Source organism: Nocardioides sp. AN3, assembly GCF_054653495.1.
In genome coordinates, this window is the sequence record NZ_BAAIGC010000056.1 from 1 (window position 1) to 14,965 (window position 14,965).

Consider the following 14,965-nt stretch of genomic DNA (forward strand, 5'->3'; position numbering starts at 1 on the left):
AATAGGTGGGTGGAGTCGCGACCCACAGGAAGCGCGCTCTCTTGGGCCCGACATTGCGCCACTCGTGCTCGATTGTCGTGGGGTAGAACAGCGAATCACCCGACTTCAGCTTAAACTGCTGACCGGTGGCCAACCGCACGTCGAGCTCGCCCTCCAGCATGTAGAGGATCTCTTCCCCCTCGTGGGAGAAGGCCCCACCTGATGTGTCGGGCTCCATGACAACGACCTCGGCGTCGAGCATGTTCTTGCCATCGATCAGCGGCTGGACGGAGAAGCCCTCCGCCGACGACGTGCTCGCACGTTTCCGTTCGCTGGAGAGCTGCACCAGGTCGCCTGTCTTCCGACGCATGATCGCAGAAACGGTCGTGTCGTAGACGTGAGCGAGCCGGTGAAGGCTCTGCGCCGAGACACCGGTCTGATCCCGTTCCAGCGCGCTGAGGAAGGACGGCGAGAGGCCGGCTCGCTCGGCCGCCTGGCCCAGCGTCATACCCGCGTCTTGCCGAAGCTTCCGCAGACGCGGGCCCACTTCCACCGTGTTGCTCGCGGGCGTCGTTCGAGTGGACGCCGGGCTGCGGCTCTCGGCGTCGCTGCCAGCCTCGGAGAGTGCTCGCCTGATGCCCTCGATGTTGAGCTTTTCGACATAGCGCAGATGTGCGATCCGCCGAAGCCGCTGGAGGTCCTCCTCGTTGAAGTACCGGTAGCCGTTCGACCCGCGATAGCTGTTGACGAGGCCGTTCTTGTCCCACACCCGCACCGTGGTCGGACTCACCCCCGCAATGCGGGCTGCGTCCTGGATCCGATAGACGGCGCCACTGCTCGGCGGCGCACCTGCGTCGCCGCGGTCGCGTGAGGCCGGCTTGGGCTCTGACGCCTTCATTTTCGTCATCGCCTCGGCCTCACGGGGCTCCGGGTGATGAGCCGTGGGTCCGTGCACATCCGTGCCTCTTCCTTCCAGGTGCCTCGCGCGGCAACATTCCTCATTAAGGACAACGCTACTACACGTTGCTTGCCGTACCTGCTCATGCGACGCCGGGATCCGCCGTCTACCTGCCCGCCTCGGAGCGACTAGCATACTGAACACGAGCAAGGATGTAGCCGTTGAATAGGCCGTGGCGGCCGACGGCATTCGACCCTCCGCGATTTCTGCCGGACATCGCGATTCCCTGCCGCGCCACGACGCGCGTCGGCCGAGGCGGGTGCCGGTGCATCATGTATCAACTTAGTCGACCTGCGGCAAGGTCTGTCGAACGCGATCGCTGAACCAGGGGAGAGATCGCCGCGGGGGGCTTCGCTCCGGCCGTCCGCGACACTTTCAGGTAGTTGGAGCGATCTCCGCGGCGGGGTTGGCAACTCTACCTGGTTCCAGTAATGTGTCCCGCATCACGACCGTGAGGAGAAGGATGATGCGCAGGAAGCTGATGGCCGTCGGAGCGGCATGTGTCACGACACTGACCGTCGCGGCGTGTGCCGCCAACGAGGGCTCCGCAGGCCAGGGGGGTCACTTGAGCGCAGAGACCCAGAAGGCGGTGGACGCGGCATACGAAGGCAGCTTCGGCGAGCCGCCGACATCCTCACCCAAGCCGAAGACCGGAGAGAACATCTGGTTGATCACGGCAAGCGCACAGCTCACCGACCTCGACGAGCCCGGCCACATCAAGGACGCCGCCAAACAGGTGGGATGGCACCTGACCGTCTTCGACGGCCAGTTCAACACCGACACCCAGGTCACCGGCATCCGTCAGGCGATCGCCGACGGGGCTGACGGCATCATCCTGTTCGCGGTCGACTGCGCAACGGTCAAGGCAGGGCTCCAGGATGTCGAAGCGGCGCATATCCCGGTCGTCGGATGGGAGTCCATCGACTGCGATCAGGAGGTGGACGCAAACGGCGCCGTCACCGACAGCGGACAACCTGGCTTGTTCGATGCCAACCTCACCTACAACAACCCCGATGCCCCTGACCAGCCCGTGACCTACGCGGAGCTGGCGGAGGAGCTCTTTCCCGATTACCAGGCGCTCGGCATCATCGACGCGACCGGCGGTGCGGCGAAGATCATCAAACTCAAGGAGACCGACATCGACGCCACCCGGCTCGTCGACCACGGATTCGGCGAGGCGCTCGCACATCACTGCCCCAAGTGCGAAGTGGTGGAGACGGTGAACTTCACCGGAGCCGACTACGGCCCGACATTGCAGGACAAGGTCGCGCAGGCGATCGCCCGCCACCCCGAGGCCAATGCAGTGTTCGGAGTGTTCGACGCGCCCGGCGCGGACGCTGCCGCAGCAGTGATGGCGAGTGGACGTAAGGACGACCTGTACGTGATGGGCGGCGAGGGGAGCCCGACCGGCGTGCAACTGATCGCGGAGGACCGTGGCCTGGACGCCGGGGTCGGGTTCTCGGTGCACTGGGAGGCCTGGGCCGCCCTGGACGCAATGAACCGACTGCTGGCAGGCGAGGCGCCGAAGGGATCGGGCTTCCCGTCCGGTCTCGGCTTGCAGCTGTACGACCGGGACCACAACCTGCCCAAGGGGAATTCCTTCAGCGGGCCGGTCGACTTCGAGGCCGCCTATCGCGCGGCCTGGGGCGTCGAGGGCAACTGAGATGGCACACACTCCCAACATCGCCGCGGTGTTCCGTGCCGTTCTCACCGCCTTCGAGAACGGCGACTTCGACAAGGCCGTTGCGCACTTTGCCGAAGACGCAGTCGTTGTCGACTTCAGTGCGCCGACTGAGCGACTCTGCGGTCGAGCCGCGATCGGCAGCCTCATGGGCAGCTTCAAGGACCTGATCCCCGACCTGCAGTTCGAGATCGCCAGCATGACCACCGCCGGCAGCATGCTGGCCGCAGAGATCGTCGGCCGCGGGACACCTCGCGGTTACCAGGAGCCGATCGAGCTCCACTACGGCGTCTTCGATGAGTTTCGCGGGGGCCAGATCGTGTCCGAGCACGTCTACGGCGACTCCGGCCAGCTTCCCCCGGCACTACTTGGAGAGACGGCATGAGAAGCGGCGCAAGGATCTGGCTTGCAACGGCAATGGTGCTCAGCGCCCTCGCGTCCTCGGCGTGCGGCGCCGACACTTCCGGCAGCTCGACAGGCGACAGACTGAGCGCTCGGACGCAAGACGCCGTCGAGGCTGCTTACAAGGGCATCATCGGCGAGCCGCCGACGTCCTCGCCCAAGCCGCAACCGGGCAAGAACATCTGGCTGGTGACCCTCAGCCCGGACCTCGGCGCCCCGGACGAAATGGTCGCGGCAGCCAAGCAGCTGGGCTGGAACGTCACGGTGTTCGACGGGAAGTTCAGTCCTGACGTCATGGTCAGCGGTCTACGACAGGCAGTCGCGGACGGCGCCGACGGTGTGGTCGTGGCCTACGCCGACTGCGCCGACATCAAGGCCGGGCTGGAGGACCTCGCAAAGGCCGGCATCCCGGTCGTCAACATCGAGTCCACCGACTGCGACGTGAGCGTCGGCGACGACGGAGCCCTGTCGGATTCGGGCCAGCCCGGATTGTTCGACGCCCAGGTGGGCTACGACAACGCGGACGATCCCGACAGCCCGCTGATCTTCGCCGAGGCTTGGAAGATCTTCGCCGCCTACCAGGCTCTTGGCATCATCGAGGGCACCCAGGGCGGGGCGAAGATCATCGTGCTCAGCGAGCTCGACATCAGGCTCAACTTCGTCAGCCTCCGGAGCCTCAAGGAGACGCTGAAAAAGTACTGCCCCGACTGCGAGATCGTCGACACCGTCAAGTTCACCGGAGCCGATCTCGGGCCCGGACTGCAGGACAAGGTCGCCCAGGCGCTCGTGCAGCATCCCGACGCGAACGCGGTCTACGGGATCTACGACGCGCCGACCCAGGACGTTGCCGCGGGGGTGATGCAGAGTGGCCGACACGATGGCGTCTTCGTCATGGGCGGCGAAGGCACCGCCCCGGTCGTCGACCTGATCCACCAAGATCGCGGGGTGAACGCCGGCGTCGGGTTCTCAGTGGTGTGGGAGGGCTATGCGGCGCTCGACGCGATCAACCGCCTGCTGCACGGCCAGGAGCCACACGACGGCGTCGCCTTCCCGTCCGGGATAGGCCTGCAGCTGTTCACCAAGAGCCGCAATCTCCCCCCGGCGGGAGAACGCTTCTCGCCCGCGGTCGACTTCGAGGCGGCGTATCGAAAGGCCTGGGGCGTTGACTAGACGTGGTGGGCAGGTTCAAGACCCGGGTAACTACATCAGCCGTGTCGGCAACGAGGCCAACCCGCTGCGGCGCGCGTGAGCCAAGCCGAGAATGGAGAGTGCGAACGATGGACGATAGGCCGATTGGCGCGCCGGCCCGGCGGCTTGCGCTCACCGTCACCGGCTTGACCAAGACCTTCGGCGGCACGCGCGCGGTCGACGACGTGTCCTTTGGTCTCGAGGCTGGCACGATCCACGCGCTGCTCGGCGGCAACGGATCGGGCAAGTCGACGACGATCAAGATGCTGAGTGGCATGTACCGCGCCGACGCTGGCGCCTTCGATCTCAGCGGCGAGCGGCACGACGCCACCTCATGGACAGTCGGCAAGTCGTACGCCGCCGGTCTGCGCTTCGTGCACCAGCAGGCCTCGACGTTCCCGGAGCTGACTGTCGCGGAGAACCTCGCGATCGGACATGGTTTCGAGACGGGAGTCGGCGGGCGAGTCCGATGGCGCGCCCAGCGTCAGCGAGCGCAAGACCTGCTCGAGCGACTCGGGTTGGCCAACATCGATCCGCGGGCCGACCTCGCGAAGTACGGCGTCGCCACGCACGCGATGATCGCGATCGCACGCGCCCTGCAGGACGTGGAGCTCGGAATCGACGGTAACGACGCCGGAATCCTCGTTCTTGACGAGCCGACGGCAGCGCTTCCCCCCAGGGAGGTCACTTTGTTGCTGGACGAGCTGAAGCGGTTCGCCGCGGAGGGTCGGACCATCGTCTATGTCACCCACCGACTCGATGAAGTCGTCCAGATCGCCGACCGAGCCACCGTGCTGCGGGACGGCGTCGTCGGCGGCACGCTGGAGTCGTCTGAGATCAGTCACTCCTCCCTGGTCGAGATGATCACGGGAGGCGTGGGCGTCCCGGCTCCGACAGCGGGGAGCGGCGTTCGCCAGCGAGGGCCGGCGCGACTGGAATGCCGAGGTCTCGTCGGGGGCGCGGTGCGGGACGCGACCTTGGTGGTGGGCGCCGGGGAGATCGTCGGGATTGCAGGGCTCCTCGGCTCGGGCCGCTCGACACTACTCCGGCTGGTCGCGGGGGATGAGCGTCGCGAGGACGGCGAGATCCTCATCGACGACCGCCTGGTCTCCTTCTCAGGCCCTCATGTGTCGGCTCGCGCCGGTGTCGCGCATTCCCCCGAGGACCGGCGTTCATCGGCGGCGTTCATGGAGATGTCGGTCCGCGAGAACATGGGCATCGCTTCTATGCGTCAGTTCTTCAACCGAGGACGGCTGCGACATCGCCGTGAAGCGGCAGCGGCGCGGCAGCTCCTGACGGACTATCGAGTCCGCGCGGCCTCGACTGAGGTTCCGCTAGGGACGTTGTCGGGCGGCAACCAGCAGAAGGTTCTACTCGCCCGATGGCTCCGCCTCGCCCCCCGATTGCTGCTTCTCGACGAACCGACACAGGGCGTGGACGTCGGCGCGCGCGCGGAGATCTGGCAGCTGATCCGGCGGGCGGTCGACGACGGCTCGTCGGCGCTGGTCGTTTCCTCCGATCTGGACGAGCTCGCGACCGTCTGCGACCGGGTGATCGTGGTGAGCCGGGGCCGGACCGTGGAAGAGCTCGACGGCGACGGTCTCGATGAAAACACGCTCCAACAAATTGTCCTACGCACGGAAGGATCGGCAGCATGACCGGCAGGACTTCGGTTCCCCAGAAATCGGCGCCCGAGAACGGGGAGACGTCTGCACCAGAGCCGGTCCGCGGAGACGTCGTGAAGACAGGATCCAGGGGGCGGAGACCACTCGACTACCTCGAGGCCTTCGCCTTGCCGGCCTGTCTGCTGCTGGCTGGGGTGTTCTTCGCCGTCTATCCGGCGACGGCGGACACGTTCATGCTGTCGGCCAACCTCCAGGTCCTCGTCGCCGGCCAGGCGGTGGTCGCGGTCGTGGCGCTTGCGCTGCTCGTGCCGCTCTGCGCCAACGAATGGGACCTGTCGGTCGGAGCAACAGCCGCTCTGAGCGCGGTCTATGCCGCATCGACGATGTCGGGCGGGAGCCTGGCGATGGGCATTGCGGTGGGGGTCGCGATCGGGGCGCTGGTGGGTCTGGTCAACTCGGTGATCGTCACCAGGTTCAACGTGAATGCCGTGATCGCGACGTTGGGCACCATGACGATCATCGCGGGCGTCATCAACCTCAAGACCAGCGGCGTCTCGGTCGTGCGCGACATCCCGCTGTCGTTGGTCGAGATCGGTTCCGGCACCTGGCTCGGCATTCCCCGCATCGCTGTGCTTGTGGGATTGGTAGCACTCGCTGCTCATTACCTGCTCGAGCACACTCCCTACGGCAGGTACCTGTATGCGTTGGGTGCCAACCCGGTCGCAGCTCGTCTTGTGGGGCTGCGCACGAAGTCCCTCGTGTCCTCCGCGTTCGTGGTCGCCGGCGTGCTTGCCGCGATCGGTGGCATCCTCGCCGTGGCTCGTTCCGGTGGTGCGAATCCGAGGCTCGGAGACCAACTCCTGTTGCCCGCGTTCGCGGCCGCCTTCCTGAGCGCGGCCTCCATCAAGCCCGGCCGCTACAACGTCGGCGGACTGCTGGTGGCGGTCTACTTCCTGGCGGTGCTCAACAACGGGTTGAGCCTCGCCGGAGCCCCGCCCTACATCAGCTCCTTCGTCAACGGCGGCGCACTGATCATCGGTGTCGCTCTGGCCACCTACCTCGGCCGCAGGCGCCGAGGGGAATGACTCCACAGCCCTGCTGCGGTGCCGTCATCGCCGGCGTGTGGTCTCCTTCTACCAGGATCTGTCCCAAGGATGCAGAGCCGCTGACCCACCGACACCGGCACGACCGACCTGACTGAGGGAACCCGACATGTCCGAGAACGACAGACGCCGCGCGGCCATCGTGGCGGCCTGGACAGCCGCCTGGGACGAGGGTGACGTCGACGCCATGGACGCCCTGTGGAGCCCGTCGTGCCGCATTCGCTACCGGCACGGCGAGGAGGGACGCGACATGGCGACGTACAAGAAGTTGATCCTCGCCACCCGTGTCGCGTTCCCCGACCTGGCTACTGCGATCGACGACGTCGTGGTGGAGGGCGATCGGGCGGCAGTCCGGTGGCACAGCGTGGGCACCCACCTGGGTGCGTTCATGGACGTGCCGCCGACCGGCCGACACCTCGAGGTCGGCGGGCTGACCCTCGCCCGGTTCGACGGAGACCTCATCGTCGAGGAGCTCGTGACCACGGACGAGCAGGCACTCCTGGCTGCCGTCGGCATCCTCAGCGTGGGGAAGCAGTTGGAGCAGCACCGCGCCGGCTACGCTCCCGCCGCGCCGGACGTCGAGGTGATGAAGGAGGTGAACCGCCGGTTCGTGACCGGGGTGACCGTGGTCAGCGCGATGGACGGCGAGGCCCCCCGCGGACTCGCCGTCAACGCCTTCGCCAGCATCTCCTTGGACCCGCCGACGGTGATGATCTGCGTCCAGCGCACGTCGACCACGCACGCATCCCTCTATGCCACCGATCATCTGGGGATCAACTTCCTGTCCACCGAGCAGCTGGACGTGGTGAACACGTTCGCCGACAAGGCACCGGACAAGTTCGCCGGCCTGGCCTGGGAGCCCGGTCCGTTCGGAAGCCCGTTGATCGCGGGCAGCAGCGCCCAGGCGGAGGTCGAGATCCGCGAGCGACTGCAAGCCAGCACGCACACCATCTTCATCTGCCGCGTCGTGCACGCGACCGTGTCCGACCATCCGCCGATGGTCTACAGCGCCGGCAGCTTCTTCGACGGCGCCTCGTTGCGGCAACTGGGCTGACCCGCGGCGGCGGCCCGTCCGTCGAGCCAGCGCCGCAGCGCGGGACCCGCGAACCGGTCGGCCGCCGCCCGGTCGGCCCAGGTATCGGTGTCGAGGCGCAGCCCAGGATCGCACAGGGTCGAGAGGTCGAGTGCGCCGCCGGACAGGTGCCGCGCCGCCGAGCCGCCTCCAAAGGCCGGTTGTAGCCGGTCACCGCGTGGACGGGCAAGAATCGTGGTACCGGTGCCCTCCTGGTCCCGGACCAGAGCAGCGCGGGACGCGGGAACGGCTCGGAGGAACCCTTCGAGTCCCCACGTGCTCAGTCCGGGCAGATCGGCCACGATCATCGCGACCTGTCCGTAGCCAATGGACGCAGCGGCGTCCCGGCCCTGGCGAAGTGCGGCGTTCAGCGGATCGTGCGTGGCGGTCTCCTCCTCCACCCCGCACACGGTGAGCCCCCCGACCCGGCGGTAGAGCTCGCGCAGGGTGTCGCGAGGAGCGACGGCGATGCACGAGCCCACCCCAGGTGTCCTGCAGACGGTGTCGAAGGAGTCGGTTGACAGTGCGAGCGCGAGCTCGTGCCGCTCGCGCCCGGTGAGACCGGCGACCCGGCTCTTCGCCGCGGACCACTCCTTGACTGGCACCACCACCGCCCATGCGCTCACAGGTCGCGTGCCGCCTCCGCGTCGAGGAACCAGGCGGTGCGCGCTGGTCCCGTCGCCCGCCCTGCGGGCATGGTGCCGGCGGCGTCGTCCGCCAGTGCCGCAGCCACGGCAGAGGCCTTCGCGGCGCCGTCGCGAGGAGGTAGACCTGGTTGCATCGTCGGATCACCGGCAGGGTGAGCGAGATGCGCAGTGGCGGTGGCTTCGGGCTGTCGCGTACGGCGACCACGGAGAGCTCACGCTCGGAGGCGCCGGGCCGTCCGGGGAACAGCGAGGCGACATGTCCGTCCTCACCGACACCTAGCATGCACACGTCGAAACCGCGCCGGGCGGCGGTGTGAATGGCGTCCTGGTAGCCGGCTGCGGCCGCGTCCAGGTCGGCGCCGTGGACTCCATCGGAGGCCGGCATCGGATGGATCCGTGCCGGATCCACCGGGAGGTGGTCGAGCAGGGCCCGCCGGGCCTGGAGCTCGTTGCGGTCGGCGTGGTCGACCGGGACGAACCGGTCATCACCCCAGTAGAAGTCCACCCCGGCCCAATCCACCAGCCCGCCGGCCTCATGATCGCGCATGCGCTCCATGACTGCCGTGCCGGTGCGGCCACCGGTGAGCACGATGGACGCGACCCGCGTCGCGACTGCGCGTCGGCGTGCCCGGAGGACCTCGGCCGCAGCCTGGCCGCAGACGGCCGGCACTTCGTCGGCGGCGTTCACCTCGGGATCGGGTAGGGCGGCAGAGCCCCGGCCGGTTGCGGTGTCCACGGCTACGTCTCCAGCGCCCGGAGGCGGGCAGCACCTGGTCGGTGAAGTTCCGGAGGAACCTGTCCTGGTCGTGTCCGGGCCCGTGGAAGACCAGGTGCGCCTCCTGCTCTCGTCGCCGGCCGACCGCCTCGAGATCGACGGGACCACCTGCACGGGGGTTCGGGTGGTCGACGGGACCGTGGTCCGTGCTCGTGCGGTCGTGTCGAACGTCGAACCCGTTCGCACGCTGCGCGGCCTGGGCGCAGCGGCGGCACTCAGCGAGGCCGCGAACGAGCGGCTGGACCAGATCAAGCACAACGGCTCCATTTGCAAGGTCTTGCTGGCGGTGGATGGGCAACCGCGGTTCAGCGCTGCAGGCTCCGAAGAGGAGAACCTCGCGTTCGTCCGCAGCTCCTTTCAGGATCGCGCCGTCGCTCGACTACACCGAACGTGCCTACGACGACGCGAAGTACGGACGTCCGTCGGAGGAGCCCGTGATCTTCGGACAATGCCCGACAGCCATCGATCCCACCCTCGCGCCCGCAGGGAAACACATCCTGGGGCTTACGGTGTTCCACTCGCCGTACCACTTTGAGCGAGGGCACCTGGGAGTCGATGGGTCCGTACATGCTCGACCGGGTCGTCACCGTGCTCTCGAAGTACTTCGACAACATCCCGGCGAATATCGAGATGTCCCGAATCCTGACGCCACTCGACATCGAGCGCACCTACGGTTCCACCCATGGCTCGCCCAGGCATGGCGACCTCACCTTCGCGCGGCTGTGGTCCGCGGGTGCAGCCAAGCCCTGGGAGGCGTACCGAACGGCCGTTCCGGGTCTCTACCTGTGCGGATCCGGCACATGGCCGGGCGGCACCGTCACTGGTGCCTCTGGCTACAACGCCGCTCGCGCGCTGGCCACCCTTGCCGGCCGCCCGGCGCGGCAGCGCACCACCAGCTACGGCCGCGTCGGCGGGTGACCCAAGGCTGGTCGGTCTCCCCGGGGCTCCCCAGGTCAGGCGGAACCTGGGAGACCGACGAGCCCGGCCAGCCGTGAACGGTGTGCCCCGGCGGTACCGAAGGCGATCTGGTCGGCCTTGGCCCGCTTGAGGTAGAGGTGAGCAGGATGTTCCCAGGTCATGCCGATGCCGCCGTGCAGCTGGACGGCTTCCTCAGCAGCCGCCACTGCCAGGTCGCTGCAGTAGGCCTGCGCGACGGCCGTCGCGACCTCGACGTCGGCATCACCTGCAGCGATAACGGCGGCCGCGTGCCGGGCAGCGGCGAAGGCGGAGTCCACCCCGGTGGCAAGATCCGCCAACCGGTGTTTGAGTGCCTGGAAGCCACCGACGATGCGACCGAACTGCCGACGCTGCTTGAGGTAGGCGGCTGTCTCGTCCAGGCACCAGCGTGCGACACCAGCCTGCTCGGATGCGAGCAGCGCCGCGCCGGCCAGCAGCGCGCGTCGGACGGCGGGCTCGCCGTCGGCAACGACCAGCGTGCCGGGCGCGTCCTCCAACGTGACGTCCGCCAGCTGCCGGGTCATGTCCAGGGAGATGACCGGGGCACACGCCGCCTCCGCGCTGTCGACCGCGAACAGCCCCAGACCTTCGGAGGTCGCGGCCGGCACCAGCAGCACGTCGGCTTCCAGCGCCCCGGCGACGCTCGTCGCGATGCCGGTCAGTCGACCGTCGGCTGCTTCCATGGGGGGGACTGCTCGATCGGGCGTGGTGGAGAGCGACAGGAGCAATGCTGCCGTGCGTCGACCCGCCGCGAGCTCGTCGAGAAGGCCACCGTCACTGCCGAGCAGGGCGGTGGTCGCCATGACGGCGCTGGTCAGGAACGGTACGGGCGCAACCGCACAGCCCAGCTCCTCCAGCACGACGGCGGCCTCGCGGGCCGACGCTCCCGCGCCGCCGCGCTCCTCGGGAACGAGCAGCGCGGCCAGGCCGAGGTCGGTCGCCAGGATCTTCCACAGGCTGTCCACCAGCGTCCGGTCACCATCGTAAAGGGCGGTGACGGCCGCGGTGCCGCAATGGTCCGCCAGCACGCCGCGCACGGTGGTGCGTAGGTCCTCCTCGACGTCGGTGTAGAGCAGGTCGTGCTCGTCGATCAGTCCGGCTGCGCTCACTTGGCGAGCTCCTTCCAGGGTATGTCCTTGTCGACGCGCGTCTCGGGAGGGAGCCCCAGAACACGCTCGGCGATGATGTTGCGCAGGATCTCCGAGGTGCCACCCTCGATGGAGTTGCCCTTGGCACGCAGGTAGCGGTAGCCCGCGTCGCGAGCGGTGAAGTCGACCCGGTCGGGCCTCACCATCGTCCAGTCCGAGTAGCGCAGACCCTGTTCGCCGAGCAGCTCCAGCTCGAGCCCGGACAACTGCTGGCTGACCCGCGCAAACGTGAGCTTCATCGCGGCGCCCTCCGGCCCGAGCTGCCCCCTGGCGAGCTTCTGTCGCAGTCGCTGGCCGCTCAGCCGGGCGACCTCCGCCTCCACCCACAGCCGGAGCAGCCGGTCGTGGAGCTCAGGGGTCCGTCGCTCGGGAAGTTCGCGCCAGGTCTGCGCAACGACGCCGACCATGCCCCCTTCCCGGGGGACGGACTTCCCACCGATCACCACCCGCTCGGCGTTCAGTGTCGCGGTGGCGACGGTCCATCCCTGTCCGACGTCGCCAAGACGCTGACGGTCCGGGATCCGCACATCGCTGAGGAACACCTCGTTGAACTCCGCCTCGCCGGTGATCTGTCGCAGCGGTCGCACCTCGACACCGGGGTCGGTCATGTCGCACAGGAAGTAGGTCATCCCGCAGTGCTTGGGCACGTCCGGGTCGGTGCGCGCCACGAGGATCGCGAACCGCGCGAGGTGGGCTCCGGACGTCCACACCTTCTGGCCGTTGACCGCCCATTCGTCGCCGTCGGGCACCGCGCGCGTCGCCACGGCGGCGAGGTCGGAGCCTGCGCCGGGTTCGCTGAACAGCTGGCACCAGATCTCCTCCCCGGTCCACAGCGGACGCAGGAACCGCCTCTTCTGGTCCTCGGTGCCGAATGCCAGGATGGCCGGCGCCGCCATGCCCAGGCCGACGCTGTTCGCCTGCGGGTTGTTGTCGGGCGCGCCTGCCTTCCCGAGGAGTCGGTCCACCTCGGTTTGCCACGCCTGAGGCAGACCGTGCCCGCCGTGACCCTCGGGGAAGTGCACCCACGCCAGACCTGCGTCGTACCGAGCACGCAGGAAGACCATCCGTTCGGTCCTCGCCGGGTCATGCTCCTCGAGGAACCTGGCAACACTCTGTCGTAGCTCATCGATGGTCATCGTGCGGTCCTTTCTGCGTTGTCCTGTCGTCGCCGTGCCACGTCTCATGCCGCTGGCACTCCGGAGACCTGGAGCACCTGGCCCGAGACGAACCCAGCCCCCTCGCTCACGAAGAACGACACCGCATGCGCGATGTCCTCCGGCACTCCCGCGCGGGCAGACCGACCCTGCGCCGCCCGCGGCTTGTGACGCTCGAAACGCAGCCCAAGCCACTTCGCCGTCGCTGCCGTTAGGTCCGTCTCGATGAAGCCCGGTGCGATCGCGTTGACGGTCACCCCGGAGCCGCCCAGTTCGGTCGCCAGCCTCCTGGTGGTCTCCAGCAGTCCTTCCTGGGCGGACCGCTCGTCGGCCTTCGCCTCACCCGTTGCCAAGGTGCTGAACAGGTTGATGATCCTGCCCCAACCCATCACGATCATGTGATCCTGGACAGCCCGGGTCATCAGGTGTGCCCCGCACCGGTTCAGCTCCACCACCTCGTCCAGCTCATGCTCGGACATCGCGAACAGGATGTGGTCCTGCAGGATTCCGGCGCTGTTGACCAGCACGGCTGGTGGGCCCAGCTCGGTAGTCACCTGCGCCACTCCTGCGGTCACCGCCCGTTCGTTCCCGACGTCGAGTTTGATCGCGAGGGCGCGGCCTCCGGTGGTCCGGATCTCTTCGACGACGCGCGCGGATCCAGCTTCGTCGATGTCGACGACGGCCACGGCAAAGCCGTCTGCTGCCAGCCGCTTGGCGATGCCGGCCGCGATGCCCCGGCCTGCGCCGGTCACGACGGCGGTGCGGGTGTCAGTCATGGGCCTGCTTCCGGCTCCCGATCACGAGGATCGACGGCTCGTGGCCCGCGGCCCTCCTCCGCGATGACCTCCAGCGCGGTCTGCAGCTGAGGGCCGCAATCGCAGCGCAGCGAGCCGAACACGTCACCGGTGAGGCATTCCGAGTGAACGCGCACCGGGATGTCCAAGCCGCCACCGAGGTCGCCAAAGACGAACGCGATGTGCTCCCGCCCGTCTTGGAGGCTCTCGTAGCCGACCGCGCGGAATGCGCCTGCCGCGAGGGGGATGCGCGCCTCTGTGACGCGCTGGACCCGCTTCTCGACACACGGGTGCTCCGATGCGAGGCCGGCGATCTTCGGGTCGGCGGCCGAGCATGGGGCCTGGACGATCATGGCCGATCCCTCCACGAGTGACGAGAGGACATTACCCTACTGAAACCTCACTGACTTAGCAAATGACCGATGAAATGTCTGCACCGAGCGGTGGTCGTGGAAGCGCTCTGCAGGGTGAGCCACGCCTGCGTGGTGCGTGGACATCCGTGTAGGGCGTCACTAACGCTGCTCCAGCGTTGTAAGGTGTGCAACACCTTAGGAGGGCTCATGGGTGACCCTGCGGCTTCGCGAACGTCTCGCAGCTCCGTGCGAGGCGCTGGCGACAGCTACCGCAATGGTCGTCCGGGGCCCGCCGACGGGCACACTGCCTCGAGCGACGTTGAGGTCCCGTCAAGCAACGGTGCCGTCTACCGGATCCACGAGGCCGCACGTATTGCGGGCGTGAGCCCCTCGACTGTGCGTGCGTGGGACAGGGACGGACTTGTGCACAGCTATCGCGGCTCGAACGGATACCGCTACTTCAACGAAGAGGACCTACAGCGGCTCAGGCGGATCGCCCACCTGCGCACCGTCGAGAGACTCAATGTCGAGGGGATCAGGCGGGCGTTCGCGGAGACCGACGGGAAGTCTCCACGGCCGGCGTCGGCCTCGGCATCGGGCGAAGTCGCTGTTGGCCCTCGGCTCCGCAAGCTACGTCAGGAGGCGGGCCTGACGCTGGGACAGGCAGCCGAGAGGGCCGAGCTCTCCCCGTCGTTCCTGAGCGCGCTCGAGCGGGATCAGGCCGGAGTCTCGGCTCGAAGCCTGCACCGTCTCGCGCAGGTGTACGACACGACAGTTTCGGCGTTGGTGCGCCGAGAAACCACCGAGCTCGTCCAGTTTTCCAGTGGACGCAAGCGCTCTCGCACCTCGATGGACATCGGGTACGTGGAGCAGCTGATCGACGGCAAGACGCTCCTCGACGCCGAGATCATCGTCATAGAGCCAGGAGCATCGAGCGACCCTGCCGGCCATGACGGTGAAGAGATCCTTTACATGCTGGAAGGTGAGCTCGACGTCCGGCTCGCCACGGGGCAGCAGTTCAAGCTGCGGCCTGGCGACTCGCTCTTCCATCCCTCGACGATCGAGCATCAATGGCGCAACACGGGGAGCAGCCGTGCCCGGTTGCTCTGGGTCGGCACGCCGCCGACGT

At 67.8% G+C, this 14,965-nt stretch carries 14 protein-coding genes and 1 pseudogene; 8 read left to right on the plus strand and 7 right to left on the minus strand.

Features of this window, described 5'->3' with window-relative positions; genetic code table 11:
* Positions 1–769, minus strand: a 769-nt coding sequence (locus tag ACYQ1K_RS27355; RefSeq protein ID WP_459986792.1) for a cupin domain-containing protein, incomplete at its 3' end; no start/stop codon positions are given.
* 733 nt (positions 770–1,502) lie between these two features.
* Here ACYQ1K_RS27355 and ACYQ1K_RS27360 point away from each other — a divergent pair.
* From ACYQ1K_RS27360 to ACYQ1K_RS27385, 6 genes are all read left to right on the plus strand, one after another.
* Positions 1,503–2,600, plus strand: coding sequence for a sugar ABC transporter substrate-binding protein (locus ACYQ1K_RS27360; RefSeq protein WP_459986793.1), 1,098 nt, complete (start codon positions 1,503–1,505; stop codon positions 2,598–2,600).
* Between the two features lies 1 nt (position 2,601).
* Positions 2,602–3,003, plus strand: a complete 402-nt coding sequence (locus ACYQ1K_RS27365; RefSeq protein WP_459986794.1) for a nuclear transport factor 2 family protein — start codon at positions 2,602–2,604, stop codon at positions 3,001–3,003.
* Positions 3,000–4,190 (plus strand): sugar ABC transporter substrate-binding protein, encoded by a 1,191-nt coding sequence (locus ACYQ1K_RS27370; protein WP_459986795.1) that lies wholly within the window; start codon positions 3,000–3,002, stop codon positions 4,188–4,190. Before ACYQ1K_RS27365 ends, ACYQ1K_RS27370 begins: the two co-directional genes overlap by 4 nt.
* A gap of 107 nt (positions 4,191–4,297) precedes the next feature.
* Positions 4,298–5,866, plus strand: a complete 1,569-nt coding sequence (locus ACYQ1K_RS27375) for a sugar ABC transporter ATP-binding protein (protein WP_459986796.1) — start codon at positions 4,298–4,300, stop codon at positions 5,864–5,866.
* Positions 5,863–6,918, plus strand: coding sequence for an ABC transporter permease (locus tag ACYQ1K_RS27380; RefSeq protein ID WP_459986797.1), 1,056 nt, complete (start codon positions 5,863–5,865; stop codon positions 6,916–6,918). Before ACYQ1K_RS27375 ends, ACYQ1K_RS27380 begins: the two co-directional genes overlap by 4 nt.
* 127 nt (positions 6,919–7,045) lie before the next feature.
* A complete protein-coding gene (locus ACYQ1K_RS27385) occupies positions 7,046–7,990 on the plus strand; it encodes a flavin reductase (protein WP_459986798.1) in 945 nt (314 codons plus the stop codon).
* On the opposite strand, the gene ACYQ1K_RS27390 is transcribed toward ACYQ1K_RS27385, so the two are convergent.
* Both ACYQ1K_RS27390 and pgl read right to left on the minus strand, forming a co-directional pair.
* Entirely contained in the window at positions 7,939–8,634 is a 696-nt protein-coding gene (locus ACYQ1K_RS27390; protein WP_459986799.1) for a CofC family guanylyltransferase, read from the minus strand. The two genes, ACYQ1K_RS27385 and ACYQ1K_RS27390, sit on opposite strands and share 52 nt — an antisense overlap.
* 184 nt (positions 8,635–8,818) lie before the next feature.
* Positions 8,819–9,697: pseudogene (gene pgl / locus ACYQ1K_RS27395) on the minus strand (6-phosphogluconolactonase); the annotation flags it as partial.
* 288 nt (positions 9,698–9,985) lie between these two features.
* Here pgl and ACYQ1K_RS27400 point away from each other — a divergent pair.
* Positions 9,986–10,348 carry a hypothetical protein gene (locus ACYQ1K_RS27400; protein ID WP_459986800.1) on the plus strand — a complete coding sequence of 121 codons (363 nt, stop codon included), beginning with the start codon at positions 9,986–9,988 and terminating at the stop codon, positions 10,346–10,348.
* A 35-nt stretch (positions 10,349–10,383) separates the two neighbouring features.
* Here the strand turns inward: ACYQ1K_RS27400 and ACYQ1K_RS27405 are convergent, their stop codons facing one another.
* From ACYQ1K_RS27405 to ACYQ1K_RS27420, 4 genes are read right to left on the minus strand one after another with little or no spacing between them, the layout of a single operon-like run.
* Positions 10,384–11,496, minus strand: a complete 1,113-nt coding sequence (locus ACYQ1K_RS27405; protein WP_459986801.1) for an acyl-CoA dehydrogenase family protein — start codon at positions 11,494–11,496, stop codon at positions 10,384–10,386.
* Complete coding sequence (locus ACYQ1K_RS27410) at positions 11,493–12,671, minus strand: acyl-CoA dehydrogenase family protein (protein ID WP_459986802.1); 1,179 nt, start codon at positions 12,669–12,671, stop codon at positions 11,493–11,495. Before ACYQ1K_RS27410 ends, ACYQ1K_RS27405 begins: the two co-directional genes overlap by 4 nt.
* Before the next feature lie 44 nt (positions 12,672–12,715).
* Positions 12,716–13,465, minus strand: a complete 750-nt coding sequence (locus ACYQ1K_RS27415; RefSeq protein WP_459986803.1) for an SDR family oxidoreductase — start codon at positions 13,463–13,465, stop codon at positions 12,716–12,718.
* Entirely contained in the window at positions 13,462–13,836 is a 375-nt protein-coding gene (locus ACYQ1K_RS27420; RefSeq protein WP_459986804.1) for a bifunctional 3,4-dihydroxy-2-butanone-4-phosphate synthase/GTP cyclohydrolase II, read from the minus strand. The genes ACYQ1K_RS27415 and ACYQ1K_RS27420 overlap by 4 nt, the downstream gene beginning before the upstream one ends.
* Positions 13,837–14,217: 381 nt before the next feature.
* Between ACYQ1K_RS27420 and ACYQ1K_RS27425 the strand changes: the two genes are divergently transcribed.
* Positions 14,218–14,965, plus strand: a 748-nt coding sequence (locus ACYQ1K_RS27425; protein WP_459986805.1) for a cupin domain-containing protein, incomplete at its 3' end; no start/stop codon positions are given.

Bases quoted from the DNA above. Each gene is read 5' to 3' on its own strand.
- ACYQ1K_RS27365 (WP_459986794.1), top strand. From the start codon at position 2,602: ATGGCACACACTCCCAACATCGCCGCGGTGTTCCGTGCCGTTCTCACC.
- ACYQ1K_RS27370 (WP_459986795.1), top strand. From the start codon at position 3,000: ATGAGAAGCGGCGCAAGGATCTGGCTTGCAACGGCAATGGTGCTCAGC.
- ACYQ1K_RS27375 (WP_459986796.1), top strand. From the start codon at position 4,298: ATGGACGATAGGCCGATTGGCGCGCCGGCCCGGCGGCTTGCGCTCACC.
- ACYQ1K_RS27380 (WP_459986797.1), top strand. From the start codon at position 5,863: ATGACCGGCAGGACTTCGGTTCCCCAGAAATCGGCGCCCGAGAACGGG.
- ACYQ1K_RS27385 (WP_459986798.1), top strand. From the start codon at position 7,046: ATGTCCGAGAACGACAGACGCCGCGCGGCCATCGTGGCGGCCTGGACA.
- ACYQ1K_RS27400 (WP_459986800.1), top strand. From the start codon at position 9,986: ATGGGTCCGTACATGCTCGACCGGGTCGTCACCGTGCTCTCGAAGTAC.
- ACYQ1K_RS27410 (WP_459986802.1), bottom strand. From the start codon at position 12,671: ATGACCATCGATGAGCTACGACAGAGTGTTGCCAGGTTCCTCGAGGAG.
- ACYQ1K_RS27415 (WP_459986803.1), bottom strand. From the start codon at position 13,465: ATGACTGACACCCGCACCGCCGTCGTGACCGGCGCAGGCCGGGGCATC.
- ACYQ1K_RS27420 (WP_459986804.1), bottom strand. From the start codon at position 13,836: ATGATCGTCCAGGCCCCATGCTCGGCCGCCGACCCGAAGATCGCCGGC.